The organism is Flavobacterium sp. GQ95 (assembly GCF_059758655.1).
The window spans coordinates 1093820-1119123 of the sequence record NZ_JCAXEB010000001.1; the positions used below are offsets into that span (position 1 = coordinate 1093820).

The following is a 25304-nucleotide window of genomic DNA, read 5'->3' on the forward strand; positions in this document are numbered from 1 at the left end:
GTGTTTTATGGCACGCGGATGACGCGGGTTAAAACGGATTTTTATTTTATTTTCTCGCAGATTCCGCAGATTGAGCAGATTTAATTCTCTAATCTTTATAATCTGTAGCTAAATCTTGATTCTTTCTTCTTGCCTCTATATTCTATTCTCTATATTCTATGTTCTATTCTCTACTCATAATCCAACCAAACTTTCATTTTTCCCACTCCTCTGTTTGACCAGCTGTAATAAGGAATTGCTTTGAATTTTGAATTCTCAATTACATTTACACCTTGCAATAAACTCGCTTCTTTTTTTACTTTGAAAGTATCTCCCGCTGCTACATTTATTTTATCGAAATTGGTTTTGTTGTCAATTTCTTCAACTGCATAAACAATTGGCCCATATTCTAAAGAGACTTTATTTTTGTTCGTTTCTACTTTTGAATTGGTTTCTACTTCCTGAACTTCCATTGGGAAATTAAGGTTGATTTTATCTCCTTTTTTCCAATTTCTGGTTACGATAAAATAACCATCTTGTGGTTGAATCGCTACTATTTCACCATTCACATTAATAGTTGGTTTTTGGGATGAAGCTTTTTTATACGTGTATAAATCTCCTGGTAAAACTTCATTTCTCGCCCATCCCGGAACTCTCAATTTAATCGTGAATTGGCTTTCTTTTTTTGGATTAACCGAGATCGCTACTTTTCCGTTCCAGGGATATCCGGTTTGTTGAGAAATCTGTAAATCTGTTTTTCCAACTTTGAAAGAAGCATTGTTTGAAGCATACAAATTCACATACAAAACATCATTAGATTTGGAGTAAATCAATCCCGGAATTGAAGGTATAAAGCGAATTAAATTCGTTGGACAGCAAGAACAGTCAAACCAGGCCTGACGCGTGCAGGAACCTCTGTTTGATTTAAAAACTCCATCGGCTTCTAAAGCATTTGGATAGAAAAACTCTTTTCCGTCTAATGAAATTCCGGAGATTAATCCGTTGTACATTGTTCTTTCGATTACATCAAAATATTTCGAATTTCCAGATAAATTATGCAGTCTGTGATTCCAATAAACATCCCCAATGGCAGCGCAGGTTTCGTTATAAGCTGTAAGATTTGGCAGTTCGTAATTGGCTCCAAAAGCTTCTCCGTCGTGTCTTGAACCAATTCCACCTGTGATGTACATTTTTTTGTTTACCATATTATTCCATAAATTATTTATGGCATCAGTGTAACCTTTGTCTTTTGTCATCGCAGCAATATCTGTCATTCCTGCGTACATATAAACTGCTCTTACGGCGTGACCCACAACCTCATTTTGCTGCACAACCGGAATATGATCCTGTGCATATTCGCCATATAATTTATGATTGTTTGGATTACCGCGATTGTCTAAATAATATTTCGCCAATTTCAGATACTCTTCTTTTCCGGTAATTTGATACAATTTGATCAAACCCGTTTCTACAATTTGATGTCCCGGAACACCTTTTACCTGACCCGGACCATCGCCAAAAGTTTTCACTAACAAGTCTGCATTTTTAATAGCAATATCAAGGAAATTCCTTTTTCCGGTTGCTTCATAATGCACTACAGCCGCTTCAATCAAATGTCCTGCATTGTAGCATTCGTGACTGATCTGTAATGATTCCCAACGTTTTCCTTCAATAACCGGAACCCAGGTACAGGGTGGTTTTGCCGGATTTATAGTTCTCCACGTCGTTAGATAACCATCTTTTTCCTGACCAATTTTTACAATGGCAATCAGTGAATCTAAAACACGGTCTAATTTTGGATTTGGGGCACTGATTAAAGTATTCGAAGCACCTTCGATAATTTTGTAAACATCGGTATCATCAAAAGGCATTTGCCCTCTAACTTCTCCTGTTTTTTGTTTTCCTGCGATTAAAAAGTTTTCAAAACGACCTTCTTCACTGCATTTCTGAATCGCATAAGCAATTGTAATTTCCTGCACTCTTTTGATGATTGGCAGCCAAAAAGAATCGGATAGTTTTACATTTTGAATGTTGACCGGTTCAATTTGATAACCTGCTTTTAAAACTGAAGTTTTATCACTGGGTTGTACCGCATCGTTTTTGATTTCTTTACAGGAAATCAAAATCAGCAATGACATGAAAATCGTTATTATCGGAAAATTATATTTTTTCATTTTATTTATTCTATTTTAAAATCGGCCATAAATCGGCATCCCAAAGCATTTCTCTTACTACTAATCTAGGTGTTCCGTTGGTTTTCTTTTCGTAAGCGTGATAAAAAATGTAATCTTTGCCATCAAACGTATAAGCGCTATTATGGCCTGCGCCAAAGTAATTTTCATCGCCCTGAATTACTAAACTTCCACCACCTTCATTTAATGATTTTCCATCTTTATCCAAATAAGGTCCGGTTACGTTTTTAGCTCTTCCAACCACAACTTTATAAGTGCTTTTTTCTCCGCGACAGCATAAATCCCAGGAAAGAAATTGATAATAATATCCATTTTTCTTGAAGATAAATGGAGCTTCCAATGCACCGTCGCCCGGATCAGAATCGGCTAATTCAAACGTTCTTTTGCGTTTAGAAATCGTGTGCCATTCCTGTGGCTGTGCAATCGATTTTAAATCGGGATTTAATTTTACCATTTTCAATCCTTCCCAAAAAGAACCAAATGATAACCATGGTGTATTATTTTCATCCAAAATTAAATTCGGATCAATGGCATTCCACATATCGCGGTTTGGTTGTGATTGAATAACGATTCCCTGATCAACCCATTTATAATTTTTATCTTTTGGATCTAAAGTGGTATTTGTCGCTACGCCAATTGCCGATGTGTTTTTGGCGAAAGCCGAAACGGAATAATACAGGTAATAAGTATTGTTATGAAACGAGATATCCGGCGCCCAAATGTGGTTTTTAAAATCGGCTGCAACCCCATCGGCCCAAACTGGTTTTTCTGCAAAAACGGGAGCTTCTTTATTCCAATTTTTTAAATCTTTGGAACTAAAAACACTGATTCCTTTTCCCGTGCAAAACAAATAATAAGTATCTTTTTGTTTAATAACCACTGGATCGTGTACGACAATATCCTGCGCAAACGAAACTGAAACTATCAGCATCATTAAAACAGAAAGTGCATATTTTATGTTTTTGTAAACCATATAAGTGATATAAGAAAATTTAAGTTTGGTCTGTTTTTTATTCTGAAAACTTTTTAGATTATATAAGCTAAACCTGTAAACTGTGACTGCGACTGAAAACTAATTACTGAATTCCTTCAGATGTCATCACAACTCTTTTCATCGTTCCGTCTTTGTTATAATATAATTTATCGACACAGACTGATCTTCTAAAACTTCCTCCATCTGGAATCGTTGCGCCGTTGTGATAGATAAAATACGATTGCTCTTTAAAATCAATTATTGACTGATGATTGGTGTTGCTGTTTCCCGCAATTTCATTTAATATTCCTTTGAATTCCCAGGGTCCTGTAATTGACTTGCTCATGGCGTAGGCAATTTTTTCAGGAAATTCATAAGCATATGATAAGTAATACCAGTTTTTATGTTTGTGAATCCAAGGCGCTTCTGTAAAATGCTGCAACTCTTTTATATGCTGAATCGGTCCGTCTAATTCGATCATATTATCTTTTAGTTTTGCATAATGGCAAGCTGTGTTTCCCCAAAACAAATAGGCTTGCCGATCTGTATCGATATAAACTGTCGGGTCGATATCGTCCCAGCTTATATCGGTAAATTTGGTCATATCGTTTGTGATTAAAGCTTTTCCCAATGCATCTTTAAAAGGTCCGGTTGGATTATCAGAAACTGCAATTCCGATTGATTTTCCAGGGATAGTTCCGTGAGAAACGGTTACATACCAGTAAAATTTTCCATTTTTTTCGATAACCTGTGAAGCCCATGCATCGCCTTTCGCCCATGCAAAATCGGTTACTTTTAAAGGCACCGGATGCGATTCCCATTTTTTCATATCTGAAGAAGAATACACTACCCATTCGTTCATCTTATAAAAATGAAAATCTTTTGGTGCTTCGTCATGACCTGCGTATAAATACACTTTGTCTTTATAAACCAATGCCGCCGGATCTCCTGTATATTGATCTTTTATAATCGGATTATTGAATTTTGCAAGATCAACAGATTGTGAAACGGCTGTTGTGCAGGGCGCAATCAAAACTAAAAGTGACAGGCTTGTAATTAGGTTTTTCATTATGATTTAATTTGGCATTTCCTTGATATTACTTACAATTTTTAACACATAGAAACATAGAATCTTTGTCTTAAAAAAAGGCATTTCACTTATCTAAAGTCACATAGCTATGTGTTTTGATGCGAGTGAAACGCCTTTAACACTTTGTAAAACTATGTCTCTATGTGTTTAAAAAATTAATTTACTTTTTTACCCCAAACTGGTAATCCAGCGGCTGTTAAACCGGAATAACTCAAGGTTACTTTTCTAGTTGCTGATTCCCAATCCCAGGCATCAGTTACGTTGCATTTTACTCCATTTATGGTTAAGATTTTTTTAGTGCTTTCATACGACCAGGTTCCTGTTACATCGCCACTCACTTTTTTATCGGCAGTTAAATAAATTGTGACTGCTTTTTGAAGGGTTTTGTATTGATAATTCATTGTAATCTGTTCCCAGGTTCCAATGAAATTTGCATCTGTAATTGTCGTGGCCGGAACTCCCGCATAACGTTCTGCTTCAACAAGTGGCCAGCCATCTTCTGTCCATTCGATACCGCGAACATGTCCCATCATAACGGCGTTTGAAACTGCAATTCCAGGAACTCCTTCCGGCAAACGAGCCTGCGATGCGTAATACCATTTTTTGGTATCCGGATTTTGAAAAACAGCACAATGTGCAAAACCAACCCAGCCTGTATGATTCTTGAATTGATAGGGATGTGTCAGCATTGGAAAACATTCCGCACCATTTGTAATACTGCTTCCGCTGATGGTTAAATAAGGTCCTAAAATATTTTTTGATCTTGCAACACGTGTATTGTAAGCGACAGACAATTCATCATAAGCCAAAAACAAATAATAATATTGAGTGTCTGGATTATACATAATTTCTGGACCCTCAAGCGCCTGCCAACGATTTGAATTAACATTTCCTCGGCCTGCAATTCTTACGCCGTAGTCGTCAATCGTTTTTAATTTGTCTGGTTTTCCCGTTGTCGGATTCAGTTTTAAAGCTGCAATTCCGGAATGCCAGGAACCGTAAATTAAATATTGATCGCCTTCGGGAGTCTGAATAAAACTTGGATCGATGGCGTTGAATTTGAAATAAGCATCCCAGTCATTTCCTCCGTTTCGAACATAACTTTTTACGCCGTCAGGTTCAGAACAAACGACCATTCCTTTGTCAACCCAATTGTTTGAAGCCAAATCATCAGTTTCGGCCAAACCTATAAAAGCGCGTTCTGACCAGGAAGTATTAGTATCTGTACCCACAATTGGATTCGTTACCACAATACTGTAATACATTCTGAATTTATTCCCCACTTTACGAACACATGGCGCCCAATATCCATAATTTGGATTTGCAATAGGAGGGAGAGCCGGAGACATTCTGGCTCTTTTGTTGTTCAGGGAATCTTTTACCCAAGCCGGAGCCTGAGTCATTGATGATCCCATGAATTCCCAATTGATTAAATCTTTTGATCTTCTGTAGAAAAAATGTCCGTTGCCTTCGTGCGCATTTCCATAAGAAGCATCGGTTTGATACATATAATAGTACTCTCCGGATTTTTCTACTGATGGATCATGAACGTTAGCCAAATTCCATTGCGATCTGCTGCCCCAACTTGAAATCGAAGTGTAATTATCTGCATAAGTCGGTCCCGGAAAAGCTGGCGTCACCACTGGTGGATCAACTACTACTGGCGGATCCGGAGTACCGGGTGTCGCAGGGTCATCTTTAGAACAGCTGACAACTGCAAGAACAATTGACAACAGTCCGATGTATGCGATTTTTATAATGGAATTTGATTTTTTCATTTTTCTATATTTTATTTTCCTTCTAAAACAACAACTGAGAAAGGAGGAATGGTAATTTCAAGTTTTCCTTTTTTGTTTTCGAAACCTTTAAAAACCGTTGGTACAATTTTATTTGGTGTATCGAATGAATTATGATCTTGTAATTTTGCCGCTGTTAGAACGGTTCCTGTAAAGTTTTTAACACCAAGATCGTTCACATCAATTTCTATTTTGTTTTTATTTTTTGCATCCACATTTACTATTGAAATATGAACCGCTCCGTTTTTATCTTTTGAAGCTGAAGCTGATACTGCAGGAAGCATTTCTCCATTAAAAGTATAATTTGGAGAAGTAAAATTTATCGGTAATAATTTAGCATCCTGATGAACGCTGTACATTTTCATAACATGATACGTTGGCGTCGTAATCATTTTGGTTTTGTCCGTTAAGATCACCGCTTGTAAAACGTTAACACATTGTGCTAAGTTTGCCATTTTTACTCTGTCTGCGTGATTGTTGAAGATATTCAAAGTTGCTCCGGCCAAAACCGCATCTCTCATGGTATTTTGTTGGTATAAAAATCCCGGATTTGTTCCTTTCTCCACTTCATACCAGCCTCCCCATTCATCCACCATCATAGCCACTTTTTTCTCCGGGTCGTATTTGTCCATGATCGCGCTGTGTTTAGTAACCAGCTCTTCCATTTTTAAAGCCGATTTCATAGTTTTGAAATAGCCTTCTTCGGTAAAATTAACCGCATCACCTTTTTTACCCCAGTCAATTACGGCATAATGATGTACTCCAACTCCGCCTAACATATTTAGCGGAATGTTTTTCATTAAAACTTCTGTCCAATTATAATCAGCACTGTTTGATCCTGAAGCGATACGAGTAATTCCGCCGGTGTTTTCCCAATCTGACATGAAAGTGGCAAATTTTCTATATTCTCCAGCGTAATATTCTGCTGTCATATTTCCACCGCATCCCCAGGCTTCATTTCCAATTCCCCAGAATTTAACTTTCCACGGTTCTGTTCTTCCGTTCTTTTTACGTAAATCGCTCATCGGACTTTTACCACTGAAATTGGTATATTGAACCCAGTCCGATAATTCCTGAACGGTTCCGCTTCCAACGTTTCCAGATAGATATGGCTCAGCTCCAAGAAGCTCACACATATTTAAGAAATCGTGTGTTCCGAAGCTATTATCTTCCGTAACTCCACCCCACCATTTGTTTACAATAGTTGGTCGTTGTTCTTGTGGGCCAATTCCGTCTTTCCAGTGATACGTATCTGCAAAACAACCGCCGGGCCATCTTAAATTTGGAATTTTCAAATCTTTTAAAGCAGCGATAATGTCATTTCTCACTCCTTTTGTATTTGGTATTTTTGAAGTATCTCCCACAAAAAATCCTCCATAAATACAGCGCCCTAAATGTTCAGCAAAATGCCCGTAAATGTTTTTGTTGATTGTTGGTGCATCTGCAGTATTTTTTATGGTTACTACTGTCGTTTCATTTTGAGCGAAACTAACCTGATTACAAAGTGTAATAAGAAATGTGATTAAAAGTGCTTTTTTCATACGTGGATAATATTTGTTTTTTATTGGAATATGGTATCGCCATTCTTTTATTATTTTTCATTTTGAATCATGGCGATTTCATAATGTATTTTTAAAGATTATAAAGAGGAAGGCTTTGTGAAACCTTCCTCCAAATAGTAAAGTTAATAAGAAAGTGCAGGCCATCCTGATGACCATGTAAAATATACAATTTCTAGTTTTGGGTTTCCATTGTCAGCTTTGTTATAATAATGAACAGCTCCTTTTTGGGTTCCTGTAATTCTGGATAAATGACCAGGCCCGATATAATCTCCCTGAGAAGCAAGAACCGTAGTTCCACCGCCATTTTTTAAATTGACTCCATTTTTATCTGTAAAAGGTCCGAACGGACTTGTAGAACGACCCACTACAATATAATACGTACTGTTTACACCATTGCAGCAAGAACCTCTGTTTACGAACATATAATAATAACTTCCTTCTTTAATTAAACAAGGAGCTTCCCATGAAGCGCTATTTCCTCCGGCCACGATAGTTCTTGTACCTGTTGGTTTACCTGTTGAAACATTAATCTGAACAACACCAATACCCGCATGCCAGGAACCATAAGCCATATAAACGTTACTTCCGTCTACCAAAATTGAAGGATCAATTGCGTTTACATCTGAGGCAGATGAAGAAGCCACAACCAGACCTCTGTCTGTCCAGTTTGTTCCGGCACTTTGAGAAATCGAAGGAGCCGTTATCAATCCGATTGCAGAAGTCGCAGATCCAAAAGTTGAACAAGAATAATACATGTTCCATCGATTATTAAACCATGCTAAATCTGGTGCCCAGAAATTTTTTGTAAAACCCGGAACATATCCGGATATCCAGCCCGGAGTTGAAGTGAACACTGATGTTCCCCAAGTCCAGCTTGTTAAATTTGTTGAATATGTCATGGGTATATTATCTCCTGTTGTAAAAACATAGTAATTAACACCGCTTTTTATAATTGTGCTGGGATCGTGTGACGGAACGTTTCCGCTGACCGTTTTAGCTGTTACATTTTTTACCTGAGAATTTTGAGTTGTCTCAACTGAAACAGCCTCATCATTCGAAGGGATTATAGTATCTTCATTCTGGCAACCTACTAATAATACTGCTAATAAAACCAAACTTGTAATTGTTTTCATTTGTTATAATTTTAGTTACTATTCTGATATTTAATCTCTCTATAATCTCACTCTTTTTTTAAGATAATATCACATGACAGATTTTCCGTCTGCCATATGATATTAACTAAACTAACTAATTCAAATCTTAGTCTCAGTTTTCAGTTTTCAATCAAAGTGTGAACTGAGACCGAAAACTGAGACTGAAAACTATTTTTTAATAACTGTCATTTTGAACAGTTCCCGGATTGTTATCCATTTCTAATTGCGGAATTGGGAAGTATTCCCTTCCTGCTGTATAGGAGTTAAATTCAGCATCTCTTGATTTTAACCATGCCAGTTTTGTAGCATCCTGTAACCATCCCCAACGACGAATATCATCAAAACGGTGACCTTCAAGAGGGAATTCCAAAAATCTTTCGTGTCCAATTTGCTCTCTCATTTGTGCTTGCGACATTCCAGGTTTTGTAGTTGCTAAATCTGGCAAATTAACTCTGTTTCTCACCATTTGAATATAGGTGTAAGCCCCTGGAGTATCGCCTGTTTCATTTAGAGATTCTGCATACATCAATAAAATATCAGCATATCTTAACAAACGCTCGTTGATTCCGGAACGCCAATCGTATTCGTCTGCAAATTCTCCATCTGAATTTTGGTATTTTCTACAGAATAAATCATTTAAATCTGCCGGACTTGCAGCATAAAATGTCGCAAAATCTTTACCGTATAATTTCATTCCCGGTTTATTGTAAAAGATAGTCGCATCTAAACGGGGATCAAGATCTCCTGTCTTAGTTTTCTCGTCGTGGTATTCATTAAACAATACCCATGTTGGCTGCACATCTGTCCATCCAAAGGCTCTTGGCGCATACGTAATAGCACGTGCCGAAGTTTTTCCCCATCCTGAAGCCGGAGCACCGCCCCAACCTAAATCAACCCCACCTGCATCTCTGCTAAATTGTACTTCAAAAAGAGATTCTGAATTGTTTTCATTAACAGTAGTAAAGTTGTCGCGATAGTTGGATACTAAAGAGTAAACCCCTAAATCTATTACTTGTTTAAAGGTTGTTCTTGCATTGGCAAAATCTTTAGTAAACAAATACGCTTTTCCTAAATATCCTAAAGCAGCTCCTTTTGTAGCACGCCCTTTTTGACCGGCATCCAAACCTGAAACTCCAGTATAAGAAGTTGGTAGTAATTCAGCAGCAGCTTTAAAATCGGCAATAACCTGAGCCCAGCCTTCTGCTTGTGTTTTTTGAGGATAGTACACTGCCAGCTCAGTTGGCAACGGAACATTTTTGAACATATTTACAGCGTGAAAAAGATACAATCCTCTTAAGAAATACGCCTGCCCTAAAATCCTGTTTTTTAATGCTGCATCTGCAAAAGCAATATTTGGCAAATTTGTCAAAACCTGATTAGCACGGTAAATTCCCTGATAATATGTTTCATAAGCCCATCCATAAATCGCGGCATCTGCTACATTTGAATTAAAGTGACCTACGTTGTACATTGATGGCCATGGACTATTGGTACGGGAATCATCTGCTTTTGCATCTAATAAAAGCGGTGTACTACGCATGTAAGTTCCATCAGTTAATAAACTTCCGTAAGCTGCATTTACGCCTTCAAGTGCGTCCTGATCTGTTTTCCAGAAGGAATCAACTGCATCGTTATTAGGATCAAGCTGAGTCAAATCTTCATTTTCAACACAGCTAGTTGTTAGCATAGCAAGCGAAAAGAAAACAGCTATATAGTTATATATTTTATATTTCATTTTAATACGTTTTTAATTGGTTAAATCAGTTTAGAAACTTACTTCTACTCCTAAAGAAATTGTTCTTGGATTTGGAAAAGATCCTGCATCATATCCTCTTGAAAGTAATCCTTCACTATTAAAATCAGGATCATAACCCTCATATTTAGTAATGGTCAATAAATTTTGTCCATTGATATAAACTTTGGCTTTTTGAATAAATTTATCATTCAGCGGAATGTTATACCCTATTTCCATTGTTTGTAACCTTACATAATCACCGCTTTCTATAAATCTGTTTGACTCTCGTGCATTTCCATTAGGATCACCAATCACAGGTGCCGGAACATTTGTATTAGTGTTTGTAGGTGTCCAATAGTTTAGTTCGTCTACATGATGATTTGTGTATTGCCCTATCATTAAATTACGATACATAGCATTGAACACTTTATTTCCACCACTTCCCTGCCAGAACATTGAGAAGTCAAAGTTTGCATAAGAAGCATTAAAATTCATACCGAAACCATATTTAGGAATTGATACTCCCTGAAAAGTTCTGTCAGCATCTGTAATAGCGCCATCGCCGTTTACGTCTCTAAATTTGATATCACCAGGTGCTGCACCTGTTTGAGTTGGAGAAGAAGAAACTTCTGCTGCATTTTGGAAAATACCTACTGCTTCCCAGGCAAAAAGTTCACCAACAGATCTTCCTACTTGTGTTTTTGAAAATGTTCCATAAAGAGGATTTCCGTTAACTCCAATTTTAGTAACTTCATTTTTCAGCGTACCAAAATTGGCAGAAATATCATATTTGAATTTATGATGGTGATTACTGTATGATGCTGTAAACTCCAAACCATGATTTTTCATGTCTCCTGCATTAGTAAAAATATCTGCCGGAAAAGCTCCTGTAGAAAAAGGTAAAGGCACCCTAACTAATATATCAGTAACTTTTTTAGAAAAATATTCTGCTGTAAATTGTAAATCATTATTTAGGAAACCCAGTTCTAATGCAATATTTGAACTGCTTGTTTTTTCCCATTTTACATTCGGATCAAGAGCAGCTACAACGGTTGTTCCCGGAGCAAGCTCATTATTAAAATCATAGCTGGCGAAACCATTAACTGTTGAAGCAAAAAAGTACTGCGGAATTGTATTGTTACCCAATGTACCATAACCTCCTCTAAGTTTGATATTGCTTACCCATTCCGGTAATTTTAAAAACTTTTCATTACTAATTTTCCATCCCCCGGAGAATGAATAAAAGTTTGCCGAATTATTTTGCTCGCTAAAAAGAGATGTTCTGTCCTGTCTAAAATTAGCCTGCAACAAATACCTGTCATCATAATTATAATTTAATCTGCTGATATAGGATATTCCTGTAATTGTAAATTTATATTCACTTGCATTTCTGGCATCAGCATATTGAAGCATCGGAATTTCTCCCGGCGTATAACCTACTCCTCTCATATTATATCTGTGATAGTCTCTACTTTCCTGGATCCAGCCTGCAAGAGCATCAATTTTATGTTTTCCAAGTGTAACTTCATAAGTCAATAAATTATTCATGAAAGTTCTCAACTCATTTCCGGTTTCTACATCTAAAGAAGCTTCGTCATTTGTTGTAATATAGTACCAGCCTAAATCACTTGGCGGAATAAATTTTCTATTTTCCCAGTCTGTTCTGTCGTAACTGATATCCAATTTATATTTAAGTCCTTTTACAATCTCTATTTCACCCCAGATATCACCTATAAAACGATTTCTTTTCCCGTTATTATCGATCAGATTATTATATCCGATTGGGTTCATTGAGATCGCTCTTTGTGTTAAATTATCAGTACCGCCATAACCTCCAAGTCTGTTAGCATCATAAACAGGCATTGTTGGAACAGCGCCTAATAAATCACTAATTGGTGTCTGACCTAAATTATATTCATTAAAAATTTCTTTGTCAGATTGTGTATAGGCAATTTTTGCCCCGTATTTAAATTTTCCTTTTTTACCGTTTAAATTCAAATTAGTTGACAATCTTTCATAATCCTGCGGTGTTTTTAAATAACTTGTATTTTTAAAATAGTCAACATTAAAACTATAATTAATACTTTCTGCACCACCGGTAAATGTAAGGGCCTGATTTTGTACAACACCAGTCTGGAATCCTTCTTTTTGCCAGTCTGTATCAACGTTTGAAATATAAGACGGACTTGCAGGATTATTTCCAGGAGCAATACTTACCGGAACTCCGGCTCTGATATCTCTGTTTCTCTCTGCTTCGCTTGTAATTTTTTGATATCCTACACGATCAGTTACATCCCATCTTTTTGCTACATCCTGTAGCCCAACAATCGATTTAAATTTGATATCCATTCTGCCGGCTTTTCCTTTTTTAGTTGTAATAATAACAACTCCATTTGCTCCACGAACACCATAAATTGCTGCAGAAGAAGCATCTTTTAAAACCTGCATGGATTCAATTTCTCCCGGCGCAAAATCGTAAGGAGCATCAACCATAATTCCGTCAATAACAAAAAGAGGATTGTTATTGGTGAATGAAGTTATCCCCCTAATTTTAACATTTACAAAACCTCCCGGCTCTCCTGAAGATTGCACGGTTACTCCCGGAACCTGTCCCTGAAGCATTTTTGCAGCATCATATGTTACGGTCTTTTTAGCTGATTCTAAATTTACGACACTTACAGAACCTGTTAAATCAGATTTCTTTTGAGTACCGTAACCTATTACAACTACTTCATTTAATTTATTAGTGTCCTCACTTAATACGGCATTTATTTTAGCTAGATTTCCTACTGTTATTTCCTGATTTTGAAATCCCAGAAATGAAAAAACTAAAACATCATTTGGGGATGCTTTAATATTATACTCTCCATCAAATCCAGTAACTGCTACTGTTTTGGTTCCTTTTATCATAATGTTCACGCCCGGCAAGGGTAATTTGTCTTGTGCCGAAGTAACAACTCCGCTAATCTCTTTGTCCTGGGCCGACATTTGATTAACAGAAAATAATAGCATCATTACTGCTAAAAGCCATCCTTTTTTTGGCAATAAAAAATTGCAATAAAAAAATAATCGTTGGTTTGTTATCATACTGGTTTTTTTAAGGTTGGTTAGTTGTAAATTATAAGTGTTAATTCTACATTTGTAAATTTAAATAAAAAAAAAGCTTAAAAACAAATTAATATCATAAAAAAAGTGAAGAAAAAAAATGCATATCGCAAATTAAGTGTTAAACAAACATTTAAAACCTGTTGTTTTTTTCAAAAAAAGTGTCTTTTTTGAAAGTTATTTGTGTAAAATTTACACTTTTCATCAAAAAGCAACTTTTTAAGCAAAAATGCTTTTTTCAAAAACTATTTAATTTTGAGTAATTTAAAACGCTTAAATTGTTATTTTTGTAAAAAAAATCTTGTTTTATTTGTCAGATTTTTCACTTTTAGATAACACTATTTTTAAAAACTATCCTGTAACTATCCTGTTTTCATCTTAAAAAAGTCTTAAATCGGATAGCAGACTGTTATTTTTTTCTAAAAAGTTGTTTTTTTAACGTTATTTTTGAGTAGTTATTTGTGTAAGTGTAAAATCTACATTAATAAATTATGAAACGTATTAAGAAGTTTATATATTTACCAATAAAATATTTAATATGCTAAACAGTTATAGCTCTGCCGATAAAGTCCTATTAGCAGTAGATTGTATCATTTTTGGGTTTGACCATGAGGGGTTGAAAATTCTTTTAATTAAAAGGGATTTTGAACCTGAAAGAGGAAAATGGTCTTTAATTGGAGGATTTTTAAAGCGCGATGAGGTACTTGACAACGCTGCTATTAGAATATTACATACCTATACCGGGTTACACGACATTTATATGGAGCAATTATATGCTTATAGCGAAATTGATCGTGACCCTGTCGAAAGAACCATTTCAGTGTCGTACTACGCCTTAATTAATATTGAAAATCACAATACGGAACTTATTAAAAATTATCACGCGCAATGGTTTAGTATAACTGATGCTCCAAACTTAATTTTTGACCACAACGAAATGGTAGATTACGCCATTAAAAGGTTACGTTACAGAACTTCAATAAAACCAATTGGGTTTGAATTATTGCCTGAAAAATTCACGATGCGTCAGTTATTGGAATTATACGAAGCAATTTTGAGTAAGGAACTGGACAAACGAAACTTTATCAGTAAAATTAATTCATTAGAAATTCTGAATAAATTAGATGAAAAAGACATGCAGTCATCCCGAAAAGGTTCTTATTTGTATACTTTCAACAAAGAAAAATATGAAGAGAAATTACTAAATGATTTTGTGCTGAACTTATAATTAAAAATTTTAGCCACAGATTACAGGATTAACGCAGATTTTTAAATCATTTTAATCCTGTAATCTGTGGCTACTTTTTAACAACAAAAAACCCTGAAACCTACAAACTTTCAGGGTTTTTACTTCAATAAAACTACTATTAAAAAACTAAACAAATTTTCTTTTTAAGATTAGCCACAGATTTTACGGATTAAACGGATTTACGCAGGTTTTCTATTTACTATAACCTAAAATCCGTGTTAACCTGTTTAATCTGTAAAATCAGCGGGCCAAAATTTTAACTATTCCCTTTTTGATAATCTGCTAAAAAGGTTGCTAATCCAATATCTGTTAAAGGGTGTTTCAGCAAACCTTCAATCGCGCTTAACGGTCCGGTAATAACATCTGCTCCGGTTTTGGCACAATTAATAATATGCATTACGTGTCGAACTGACGCCGCCAGTATTTGCGTTTCAAAACCATAATTATCATAAATCAATCTGATCTCTTCAATCAAATTCATTCCATCTGTCGAAATATCATCCAGACGACCAATAAAAGGTGACACATATGTGGCTCCGGCTTTTGCGGCCAATAAGGCCTGACCAGATGAAAACACCAATGTACAATTGGTTTTAATTCCTTTATTCGCAAAATATCTGATTGCTTTTACACCGTCTTTTATCATCGGAATTTTTACCACAATTTGCGGATGCAATGCTGCCAGTTTTTCTCCTTCGGCAATCATTCCTTCAAAATCTGTCGAAATTACCTCAGCACTTACATCGCCATCAACTAATTCGCAAATTTTTATGTAATGATCCAGAATATTCTGAGCTCCCGTAATTCCTTCTTTTGCCATTAATGATGGATTTGTAGTTACACCATCTAAAACCCCTAAATCATTGGCTTCCTTAATATCTTTTAAATTCGCTGTATCTATAAAAAATTTCATCTTCTGTTTATTTTATGTTATAATTATTCTGCTCCAAATATTTGATAATTTCTTCGCAGGCATTTTTACTGGTAAATCCAAATTTCTGATCCAGAACAGAAGCCGGAGCTGAATATCCAAAATGATCCAATCCAAAAACTTTTCCTTTGCTTCCCACTAAACTTTCCAGATTGACCGGAAGTCCTGCTGTAAGTCCGAAAACCAATTGATTCTGCGGAATAACACTTTCCTGATATTCTTTCGATTGAGACCTGAAAAGTCCTTCTGAAATTATTGAAGCAACATTTATTTTTATTTTGATGTTATGTTCCAACTCTTCTGCAGCTTCAATAAGTGTCGCTACTTCAGACCCGTTGGCAACTAAAGTGATGGCAGGATTTTCACTTGATTTAACTAAATAACCTCCTTTTTTTGCATTTAAAGCGTCTTCAAATCTTGAATTTCCAGTTGCCGGAATATCTGCAATTTCTTGTCTTGAGAGAATTAAACCTGTTGGTGTTTTCTTGTTTTCCAACGCCATATGCCAGGCAACAGACGTTTCAACAGCATCAGCCGGACGAAGTGCCAGCAAACTTTGATCTCCCGAATGGTTTTTAATTTTTTCCAGTAATCGAATTTGTGCTTCCTGCTCAATTGGCTGGTGTGTTGGCCCGTCTTCACCAACGCGGAAAGAGTCGTGTGTCCAGACATATTTTACCGGTAATTCCTGAATCGCTGCCAAACGAATAGCCGGTTTCATATAATCAGAAAAAACAAAAAATGTTGCCACGACCGGAATAACACCGCCGTGAAGCGCGATTCCGTTAGCAATTGCCGCCATGGTTAACTCGGCTACTCCAGCTTGTAAAAAGGCTCCACTGAAATCATTTTTCTTTAAAACGGATGATTTTTTAAGGAAACCATCTGTTTTATCACTATTGGACAAATCGGCAGAAGAAACAATCATGTTTTCTACATTTTCAGCTAAATATCCCAAAACTGCTGCAGAAGCATCTCTTGTTGCTGCATTTGCTTTTTGAGCGATTGAACTGAAATCTAAAGCTGGTAAATCTCCATTAAAAAACTGTTTTATCTTTTGGGCAGCTTCAGGATTCTGACCTTCCCAAGTCAAATTTTTCGCTTTTCTCTCAACCGATTCTGCTGTTTTTTGATTTAGAATGGTTTTGTAGTACGCTTCAACTTCATCATAAATAGCAAACGAATCTTCAAGATTTGCGCCTAAATTCAATAATGTTTTATCATAATCGGCTTTGGTTGCTCCAATTGGTTTTCCGTGAAGTTCGGGTTGGCCTTCGTATGGTGTTCCGTCAGCAGTTACAGCACCTTTTCCCATTATGGTTCGGCCAATAATCAAAGTTGGTTTCTCCTTTTCGTTATGTGCTTCAGTCAGAGCTTTACGAATCTGATCATGATCATGTCCATCAATAGTAAGCACTTTCCAACCCCATGATTCATATTTCATCGCGGTGTTTTCTGTCGTAACCTCATCTGTCATAGACGAAAGCTGTACATCATTTGAATCATAAAACATAATAAAATTGTTCAGTCCCAAATGTCCGGCAATACGTCCTGCGCCTTGCGAAATTTCTTCCTGAACACCTCCATCTGTAATGTAAGCGTATATTTTATGATCGAATAAATTTTCAAATCTTGCCGAGAGAAATTTAGCTGCAATCGCCGCTCCAACTCCCATAGCGTGTCCCTGACCCAATGGTCCGGAAGTATTTTCGATTCCTCTTTTTACATCAATTTCAGGATGTCCCGGTGTTACAGAACCCCATTGTCTGAAATTTTGAAGATCTGTTTTTTTGAAATTGCCCAACAAATAATATTGAGCATACATTAATGCTGAAAGATGTCCGGCATCCATAAAAAAACGATCCCTGAAAATCCAGTGCATATCACTCGGATCGTATTTTAAAAATTCGGTATATAAAATATGCAGAAAATCAGCACCTCCCATGGCTCCGCCAGGATGGCCTGAATTCGCTTTTTCGACCATCGAGATGGCTAAAGCGCGAATATTATTTGCGGCTAATTGGTCAATTTTGTTGTTCATTTTTAAGTAATCTAAGTGGTTTGTGGTTAATAGCGGTTTTAAAATTTGTACTGCAGAATTCTGAAAAGCAAAAAAATCTTTTCAATTAAAACAAAAACAAATAATAAGTGTAGAATTTACATTTGCAAATGTATGTAAAAAAATTTCACGAAAACAAAAAATTGCATCCTTATTTTTTTTACCAATAATTTATAGATTTAATAAACAAAAATAAATATAATTGTGATATAAATAACCATATGGATAAATGACATAAAAATCATTACAAGGAATTTCGCATAATAAGAGATGACTTATTTTCGATTTGTACGTTATTTCCCTTAATAACCATCTCGGCTAAAATTTTTCCCATCATTTCAAAATGGGTTGAAATTGTACTAATACCATTGGCTACTACTTTTTTCAAAGGTGTTTCATTATAGGATATAATTCCAAAATCAGAACCTAATTTCAAATTCTGATTTCTGGCATTTTCAATTACAGCAACTAAATCACGATCATTCGGAATAATATAAAGATCTCCTAAAGTAATTTCACGATCGGTAAATTCGGTTATAATTTCAGAGTCAAAATGGTACTCCGCGCAAAAAGCTTCAAAGCCTAATTTCATTCCGAGTGGCTCCCTGAATCCAGGGAAAATCAAAATTAATTTTTTGTATTTGCCTAATCTCGATTTTGCTTTTAGTAATCCTTCAAAAATGTCTTTTTCATGATTTTGATAAATGGCCGGATACAATCTTAAATCGGGATTGGTCTGATCTAAAATAATTACATCATTTACTGGTAGGGTTTTTATCAAATTGACGATATCGGTCAAATTGGTTGGCATGATAATATATTTCGTGTAATTCCCATTACTGTCATTTATTAATTTTTGAAACACCTGAGAATTGAAATGATGAAAGAAAATATCGACCTGAACATTTTTTCCAATGTTTTTTAAGAACGAATTATAGATATCTTCCTTGAAAATATTTAGTTCATCAAAAAGCAAAAATATTTTCTGTTTTATAGCAATTTCAACGCTTTTCACGTAATATCCCTTACCGGGAATAGCGTAAATTATCCCTCTTTTTTTCAATTCATCATAGCCTAACAAAACGGTATCCCGTGATAGGGAAAAAGCTAAACAGACTTTATTGACAGATGGGAGCCGGTCACCTTTTACCAATTTGCCTTCTTCAATCGCTTTTTCAATTGAAAGAATAATCTGTTTATATTTTGGTAAACCGAGATTGCTTTGGATAGAAATTATGTTCATGAAAAATAGAATTTTTACGCAATATACAAAAAACTGGTAGGTACTGGTATGTAAAAGTCGGGAATGTTTCTATTTTTGAATTTCACATTTGGTAAAATTAAGATGGAAATAAAACAAATATCGCATTTTCAAGATCAGTCTGACTGTAAATTGTTTGGTTTAATGTCTGATAACGAAGAAATTCATTCTTTCGAATTGACTAATAAAAACGGAATGAAAGTTCAGCTTATTAATTATGGAGCAACAGTTACTTCTTTAAAAGTTCCTGCTTCAAACGGAAAACTGGTCGATGTTGTTTTAGGTTTTGATACTTTAGAATCTTATTTATCTTCTTATAATTTACCAAGTGCTCCTTATTTCGGAACCACAGTGGGCCGCTATGCAGGAAGAATCAGTAAAGGGCGTTTTACCTTAAACAATGAAACATTTCAGCTTGCTGGCAATAATAACGGTAATACCTTACACGGAGGAAATATAGGTTTTGGAAAAAGAGTTTGGAATGTAACCGACTTAACTGGTGGGGAAAATCCATCGATAACTTTTGGTCTTTTAAGTGGAGATTTCGATGAAAATTTCCCCGGAGAATTACATGTTTATCTAACTTATACTTTAACCGGGGAAAACGAATTAAAATTAGAATACAAGGCAACAACTACAAAAGATACGGTTATAAACTTAACCCATCATAGTTATTTTAATTTAGATGGTCATGACACTTCGGTATTAGATCAGCAAATGTATATTGATGCTTCTAAAATGTTAGAAACGAATGCTGAAGGTATTCCAACAGGAAAATTTACAGATCTTTCTAATCATGCTTTCGATTTCAGAACACCTAAAAACTGTCCTTCTTCTATTGATAATTCTTTTGTAACTGAATCTAATGATAAAGTTGTTACTCAATTATTCAGTGAGAAAAACAATTTGCAAATGAGTGTTTACACAGATCAGCCAAGTGTACATATATATGTAGGCGGAAATTGTTTCGACATCCTTGAAGGAAAAGAAAACACAAAATATCATGCAACAAGCGGAATTTGTTTTGAAACCCAGAATTTTCCGGATGCGCCAAATCAGCCTCATTTCCCGAATTCTGTTTTGAAAAAAGACGATGAATACCGTCAGACAACAGTTTATAAATTTGATCGTATTAATTAATTATCCTAAAAAACATATTTTTTATCTGATTCTAATGATTTTTCATTTGAATTTCAAGACAACACTATTACAATTACAAAATAATGAATGACATTTTAATACAAAACACAACAGCATTTTTTGAGAAATCGTTTGGATCTGTTCCTCAAAAAATTGTACTTTCTCCTGGGAGAATAAATATTATTGGAGAACACATTGATTACAACGACGGTTACGTTTTACCAGCCGCAATTGACAAAGTAATTTGCTTTGCTTTTGAAAAAAACAACACTCAAAAATCTAAAATAATCGCTATCGATTTAAATGAAGAATTTGAACTTGATTTAAATGAGCCAATTCAATTAAGCGATGTTGTTTGGACCAATTATATTCGTGGTGTTGTTAAACAACTTCAGGACAACGGATTTTCATTCGAAGGTTTCAACTGTGTTTTCAGCAGTAATATTCCGGTTGGTTCCGGTTTATCTTCTTCGGCAGCTTTAGAGTGCGGAACGCTTTTCGGAATCAAGGAACTTTTCGGTTTAAAAATTGAAAAAGTTGATATCGCTTTAATGGGGCAAAAAGCCGAACATTGGGTAGGAATCAACTGTGGAATTATGGATCAGTTTTCGAGCGTTCACGGACTTGAAAACAAAGTAATCAAATTAGATTGCAATACATTGGAGTTTGAATATCACGATGCTGATTTCAAAGATTATTCAGTCATTTTATTTGACAGTAATGTAAAACATTCGCTTTTTACTTCTGAATATAATACGAGAAGATTAGAATGTGAAGAAGGATTATCAATCATTAAAAAACATTTTCCCGAAGTAAAAAGTTTCAGGGATTGTTCTGAAGAGCAACTTTTGAGTATTCAGGATCAATTTACTCCGGTTGTTTTTAAGAGAGTTCATTTTGTTGTAAAAGAAATTAACCGGGTTATCAAAGCATGTGAGGCGCTGGATAAAGGAAATATAAAACTTTTAGGACAATTGCTTTTTGAAACGCATTATGGTTTATCACAGGAATATGAAGTAAGTTGTGAAGAGTTAGATATGCTTGTAGATACCGCAAAATCTGACGATGCGATCATTGGAGCGCGTGTAATGGGTGGCGGATTTGGTGGCTGTACCATAAATTTAGTTAAAAAAGGAGATGAAAATGAGGTAAAACGTAAATTTTCAAAACTTTATTTAGATACATTTGGAATTGAATTAAAATTCTATGATGTAAAAATCTCAAATGGAACAACACTACTCTAATACCACAAACGAATACAATGAAAAATTTTGACATTAACGAAGACCCTCACAGACGCTTTAATCCTTTACTTAACGAATGGGTGTTAGTATCACCTCATCGTGCAAAACGCCCTTGGCAGGGACAAAATGAAACTATTGCCACAGAGGCTTTACCAAAATATGATTCAACCTGTTATTTATGTCCCGGGAATGTTCGGGCCAATGGCGTAAATAATCCGAAATACGACAGTAGTTTCGTTTTCGAAAATGATTTTGCTGCCATGAAACAGGAAGAAATTATTTTTGAAGAAGACATTAAACACACTTTTTTTAAGGCAAAACCAGAACAGGGAATTTCAAGAGTGGTTTGTTTTTCGCCAAGACACGATCTTACGTTACCGGAAATGGATCTTGACGGAATTGAAAACATAATCAGAACCTGGCAAAAAGAATATACCGATTTAGGAAATATAAAATACATCAACCACGTTCAGATTTTTGAAAATAAAGGAAGCGTTATGGGGTGCAGTAACCCGCATCCACATGGGCAAATTTGGGCACAATCGTCATTGCCAACTCAGGTTGAAAAAACACATCATAGCCTAAAGGCCTATTATGATAAAAACAAAAGAACACTTCTTGAAGATTATCTTCAGGCTGAATTAAGATCAGGAAGTCGTATCGTTATCGAAAACGATTATTTTGTGGCTTTGGTTCCGTTCTGGGCGATCTGGCCTTACGAAACTATGATTCTGAGTAAAAGAGCGATCTCAAAAATTACTGATTTTACAGAAGATGAAGTACGTTCTTATGCTAAAATTTTAAAGCAATTAACCATTAAGTACGATAATTTATTCAGTACTTCTTTCCCTTATTCATCAGGAATTCATCAGGCTCCTACAGATGGTTTAGAACATCCTGAATGGCATTTCCATATGCACTTTTATCCGCCTTTGCTTCGATCTGCAACAGTTAAAAAATTCATGGTAGGTTACGAAATGTTAGGCGAGTCGCAACGTGATATTACACCTGAAAAAAGTGCCGAGATTTTAAGGCAACAATCAGATGTGCATTACAAAAGTAAAGCAGCAGTTCGCGAAAAAGTCGAATCAAAATAAGAGCCAATCTAAAATTTAACATAATAATCCACTTATAAATGTAAAAAACACATTTGTAAATGGTGTAAATATAGATTTTTATTATACTTTTGGCTTTCGTTCTTATTTTGACAAAAAAATAACATAAATAAAACACATATCTTATTTTTAGTCAGAGAAAACCACAAAAAAGCTGATTTTTTAATTTATTAAACAAACAATCACCTAAAAACTAATTTTTAAAATACTACTAACAATGAACCAGAACCTTGCTTTCGCAGATTATGCGGTTTTTATTATTTATTTCATCGTAGTTTCGGTCTACGGTTACACAGTTTACAGTAAGCGTAAAAAAGACGAACACGATGCTAAAGCTTACTTTTTAGCAGAAGGAAATTTAACGTGGTGGGCTATTGGAGCTTCTTTAATTGCCTCAAACATTTCAGCTGAACAATTTATCGGAATGAGCGGTGAAGGTTTCTTTTTAGGAATTGCCGTTGCAGCTTACGAATGGCTTGCTGCTGTTGCTTTGATTATTGTAGCAGTTTGGTTTATTCCTGTATATCTTAAAAATAAGATTTACACCATGCCTCAATTCTTAAAGACACGTTACAACGAATCTACTGCTTTGATTATGGCGGTTTTCTGGTTGTTTTTATATGTATTTGTAAACTTAACTTCTATTCTATATTTAGGAGCTGTTGCTATTAATGGTTTAGCCGGAGGAGAATATCTTCACGTAATCATGATTGGATTGGCTGTTTTTGCTTTAATCATTTCTCTTGGAGGAATGAAAGTTGTTGCCTATACAGACGTTATTCAGGTTGCGGTTTTAATTATTGGTGGACTTGTAACATCATACATTGCTTTGACAACTGTTGGACAGTATTTTGGAGTTGGAGAAAATGCAATTGCAGGATTCAAAGTTTTAATGAGAGAAGCACCTGAGCATTTCAAAATGATCATTCCAAAACCTACTGCAACTTCATCTCAGCTTGATATCGACAAATACTTAACTTTTCCAGGTTTGATGTCTTACGTTGCAGGTATCTGGATTATCAACTTAAATTATTGGGGATGTAATCAATATATCACACAAAGAGCATTAGGTGCCGACTTGCAAACTGCCCGTACAGGTATTTTATTTGCTGGTATGCTAAAATTATTAATGCCTTTAATCGTAATGTTGCCTGGTATCGCTGCTTACGTTTTATACCAAAATGGACATTTACCACAATTAGTTGGAGGAAAAGATGGAGCTTATTCAGCTGTACTAACATTCTTGCCAACTGGTTTAAAAGGACTTTCTGTAGCAGCTTTGACTGCTGCAATTGTAGCTTCATTAGCCGGAAAAGTAAACAGTATCTCGACCATTTATACTTTAGATATTCATAAAAAATACATCCAAAAAGAAGCGGGTGAAAAACAACAGGTAAACATTGGTAGAATTGCCGTTTTTGCTGCAATGCTTTTAGCTGTAATCTTTACATGGAATGATATTTTAGGAATTGGTGGTGTTGGTGGATTCACTTACATTCAAAAATATACAGGTTTTATTAGCCCTGGTGTATTTGCTATGTTCTTCCTTGGTATGTTCTGGAAAAGAACTACAGGAACTGCTGCAATTGTGGGTGTAATTTTAGGATTTGTATTGTCAGTATTATTCAATGAATATGCTCCAATGTTATTCGGAAATGAAACTCTATTATATACTGCTTATCCTAACGGAAAAGGAGCTTTCGAAATTCCTTTCCATATTTGTATGGGATTATCATTCTTCTTTACAATGTTAGCGATGATTGGAATCAGTTTCGCTGGTCCAAAAGTGAACCCTAAAGCGTTTGAAATAGACTCTGAAATGTTTAAAGTAAAACCACAAACTACAGTTTTAATCGTAATTACATTATTGATTATTGTGGCTTTGTATGTTAAATTCTGGTAGTATAATTTTTTACTATATTATTTTTTGAAGACAAAAAGAGGATGCCAAATGGTATCCTCTTTTTATTTATAAAAAGGACTTAACACTTAATAATAAACCTTCATTTATTTTATTTTGTGTAATCAAAATTTAAATTACTTTTAGGCCAAAAAAGTAAAACTAACAAACCATTAAAAAAAATGAAAAAACTATTACTTGCTTTCTTCCTGATTTCCGGAGCAGCATTCTGTCAGGATATGACTGTTATAAATGGAAATTTTGATTTCTTAAAAGATCAGACTGAAATAAATACTGAATTTGATTACAGTAATTTCACTATGATGAAAGAGAGAAAACCGGAATCTCAGTATGTCGACGAACACAGAGCCGATTTGGATCAGAAGGCAAAAGGGAACGGAAACCTTTGGCAAAAAAAATGGATAGCTGCTAAAGAACAGATCTGGACACCAAAATTTCTGGAAATCGGAAATATTGTATTAACCAAAGCAGGTAAAAACCTGAATTTTCAGGAAGGATTAAACACTCCCTATACTTTAATTGTACAAACTCTTTGGATTTATCCGGGTTGGGATGCAGGAATTATGAAACAACCGGCAAAAGTTACTACTCATTTAAAATTTGTAGAAACAGCAAATAAGTCAAATGTGCTCTTAGAAATTTCAAGTGAGGAAGCACCGGGAGATCAATGGGGAAATAATTACAGTAACGAATCAAGAATTGGAGAAGGATATGCTAAAACAGCAAAATCATTATCAAAAATGATACTAAAAAAAGCATCTTAATAAGAATTACTTCAAAACAAAAAGCCCTGATTAT

The 25304-nt window shown here is 35.3% G+C and carries 17 protein-coding genes; 6 read left to right on the forward strand and 11 right to left on the reverse strand.

Annotation, left to right across the window (positions count from 1 at the left end):
- Positions 1-170: 170 nt before the first annotated feature.
- The 8 genes from AC6CH4_RS04605 to AC6CH4_RS04640 all read right to left on the reverse strand — a co-directional run bounded on the left by AC6CH4_RS04605 (position 171) and on the right by AC6CH4_RS04640 (position 13568).
- The gene (locus AC6CH4_RS04605; RefSeq protein WP_498100557.1) at positions 171-2153 is read right to left on the reverse strand and encodes a glycoside hydrolase family 127 protein; all 1983 of its coding nucleotides are present in this window, start codon (positions 2151-2153) and stop codon (positions 171-173) included.
- Positions 2154-2163: 10 nt separating this feature from the next.
- A complete protein-coding gene (locus AC6CH4_RS04610) occupies positions 2164-3144 on the reverse strand; it encodes an arabinan endo-1,5-alpha-L-arabinosidase (RefSeq protein ID WP_498100559.1) in 981 nt (326 codons plus the stop codon).
- Between the two features lie 103 nt (positions 3145-3247).
- Positions 3248-4213 (reverse strand): glycoside hydrolase family 43 protein, encoded by a 966-nt coding sequence (locus AC6CH4_RS04615; RefSeq protein ID WP_498100561.1) that lies wholly within the window; start codon positions 4211-4213, stop codon positions 3248-3250.
- A 176-nt stretch (positions 4214-4389) separates the two neighbouring features.
- The gene (locus AC6CH4_RS04620; RefSeq protein WP_498100563.1) at positions 4390-6012 is read right to left on the reverse strand and encodes an arabinan endo-1,5-alpha-L-arabinosidase; all 1623 of its coding nucleotides are present in this window, start codon (positions 6010-6012) and stop codon (positions 4390-4392) included.
- Positions 6013-6023: 11 nt separating this feature from the next.
- Positions 6024-7571 carry an alpha-N-arabinofuranosidase gene (locus tag AC6CH4_RS04625; protein ID WP_498100565.1) on the reverse strand — a complete coding sequence of 516 codons (1548 nt, stop codon included), beginning with the start codon at positions 7569-7571 and terminating at the stop codon, positions 6024-6026.
- A 143-nt stretch (positions 7572-7714) separates the two neighbouring features.
- Positions 7715-8725, reverse strand: coding sequence for an arabinan endo-1,5-alpha-L-arabinosidase (locus AC6CH4_RS04630; protein ID WP_498100567.1), 1011 nt, complete (start codon positions 8723-8725; stop codon positions 7715-7717).
- Between the two features lie 196 nt (positions 8726-8921).
- Positions 8922-10481 (reverse strand): RagB/SusD family nutrient uptake outer membrane protein, encoded by a 1560-nt coding sequence (locus tag AC6CH4_RS04635; protein WP_498100569.1) that lies wholly within the window; start codon positions 10479-10481, stop codon positions 8922-8924.
- A gap of 30 nt (positions 10482-10511) precedes the next feature.
- Positions 10512-13568, reverse strand: a complete 3057-nt coding sequence (locus tag AC6CH4_RS04640) for a SusC/RagA family TonB-linked outer membrane protein (RefSeq protein ID WP_498100571.1) — start codon at positions 13566-13568, stop codon at positions 10512-10514.
- 556 nt (positions 13569-14124) lie between these two features.
- Here AC6CH4_RS04640 and AC6CH4_RS04645 point away from each other — a divergent pair.
- The gene (locus AC6CH4_RS04645) at positions 14125-14814 is read left to right on the forward strand and encodes an NUDIX hydrolase (RefSeq protein WP_192186452.1); all 690 of its coding nucleotides are present in this window, start codon (positions 14125-14127) and stop codon (positions 14812-14814) included.
- A 277-nt stretch (positions 14815-15091) separates the two neighbouring features.
- Here AC6CH4_RS04645 and fsa read toward each other — a convergent pair whose 3' ends face one another.
- The 3 genes from fsa to AC6CH4_RS04660 form a co-directional block, all read right to left on the reverse strand.
- On the reverse strand, positions 15092-15748 hold the full coding sequence (gene fsa, locus AC6CH4_RS04650; protein WP_056189457.1) for a fructose-6-phosphate aldolase: 657 nt from the start codon (positions 15746-15748) through the stop codon (positions 15092-15094).
- A gap of 7 nt (positions 15749-15755) precedes the next feature.
- Entirely contained in the window at positions 15756-17807 is a 2052-nt protein-coding gene (locus AC6CH4_RS04655; protein WP_498100573.1) for a transketolase family protein, read from the reverse strand.
- A 262-nt stretch (positions 17808-18069) separates the two neighbouring features.
- Complete coding sequence (locus AC6CH4_RS04660; protein ID WP_498100575.1) at positions 18070-19068, reverse strand: GntR family transcriptional regulator; 999 nt, start codon at positions 19066-19068, stop codon at positions 18070-18072.
- A gap of 102 nt (positions 19069-19170) precedes the next feature.
- Between AC6CH4_RS04660 and AC6CH4_RS04665 the strand changes: the two genes are divergently transcribed.
- From AC6CH4_RS04665 to AC6CH4_RS04685, 5 genes are all read left to right on the forward strand, one after another.
- Positions 19171-20226 carry an aldose epimerase family protein gene (locus AC6CH4_RS04665; protein WP_498100577.1) on the forward strand — a complete coding sequence of 352 codons (1056 nt, stop codon included), beginning with the start codon at positions 19171-19173 and terminating at the stop codon, positions 20224-20226.
- Between the two features lie 83 nt (positions 20227-20309).
- A complete protein-coding gene (galK, locus tag AC6CH4_RS04670) occupies positions 20310-21470 on the forward strand; it encodes a galactokinase (RefSeq protein WP_498100579.1) in 1161 nt (386 codons plus the stop codon).
- 17 nt (positions 21471-21487) lie between these two features.
- On the forward strand, positions 21488-22567 hold the full coding sequence (locus AC6CH4_RS04675) for a UDP-glucose--hexose-1-phosphate uridylyltransferase (protein WP_498100581.1): 1080 nt from the start codon (positions 21488-21490) through the stop codon (positions 22565-22567).
- Between the two features lie 235 nt (positions 22568-22802).
- A complete protein-coding gene (locus AC6CH4_RS04680) occupies positions 22803-24488 on the forward strand; it encodes a sodium/sugar symporter (protein ID WP_498100583.1) in 1686 nt (561 codons plus the stop codon).
- 179 nt (positions 24489-24667) lie between these two features.
- The gene (locus AC6CH4_RS04685) at positions 24668-25270 is read left to right on the forward strand and encodes a hypothetical protein (protein ID WP_498100585.1); all 603 of its coding nucleotides are present in this window, start codon (positions 24668-24670) and stop codon (positions 25268-25270) included.
- Positions 25271-25304 lie beyond the last annotated feature (34 nt).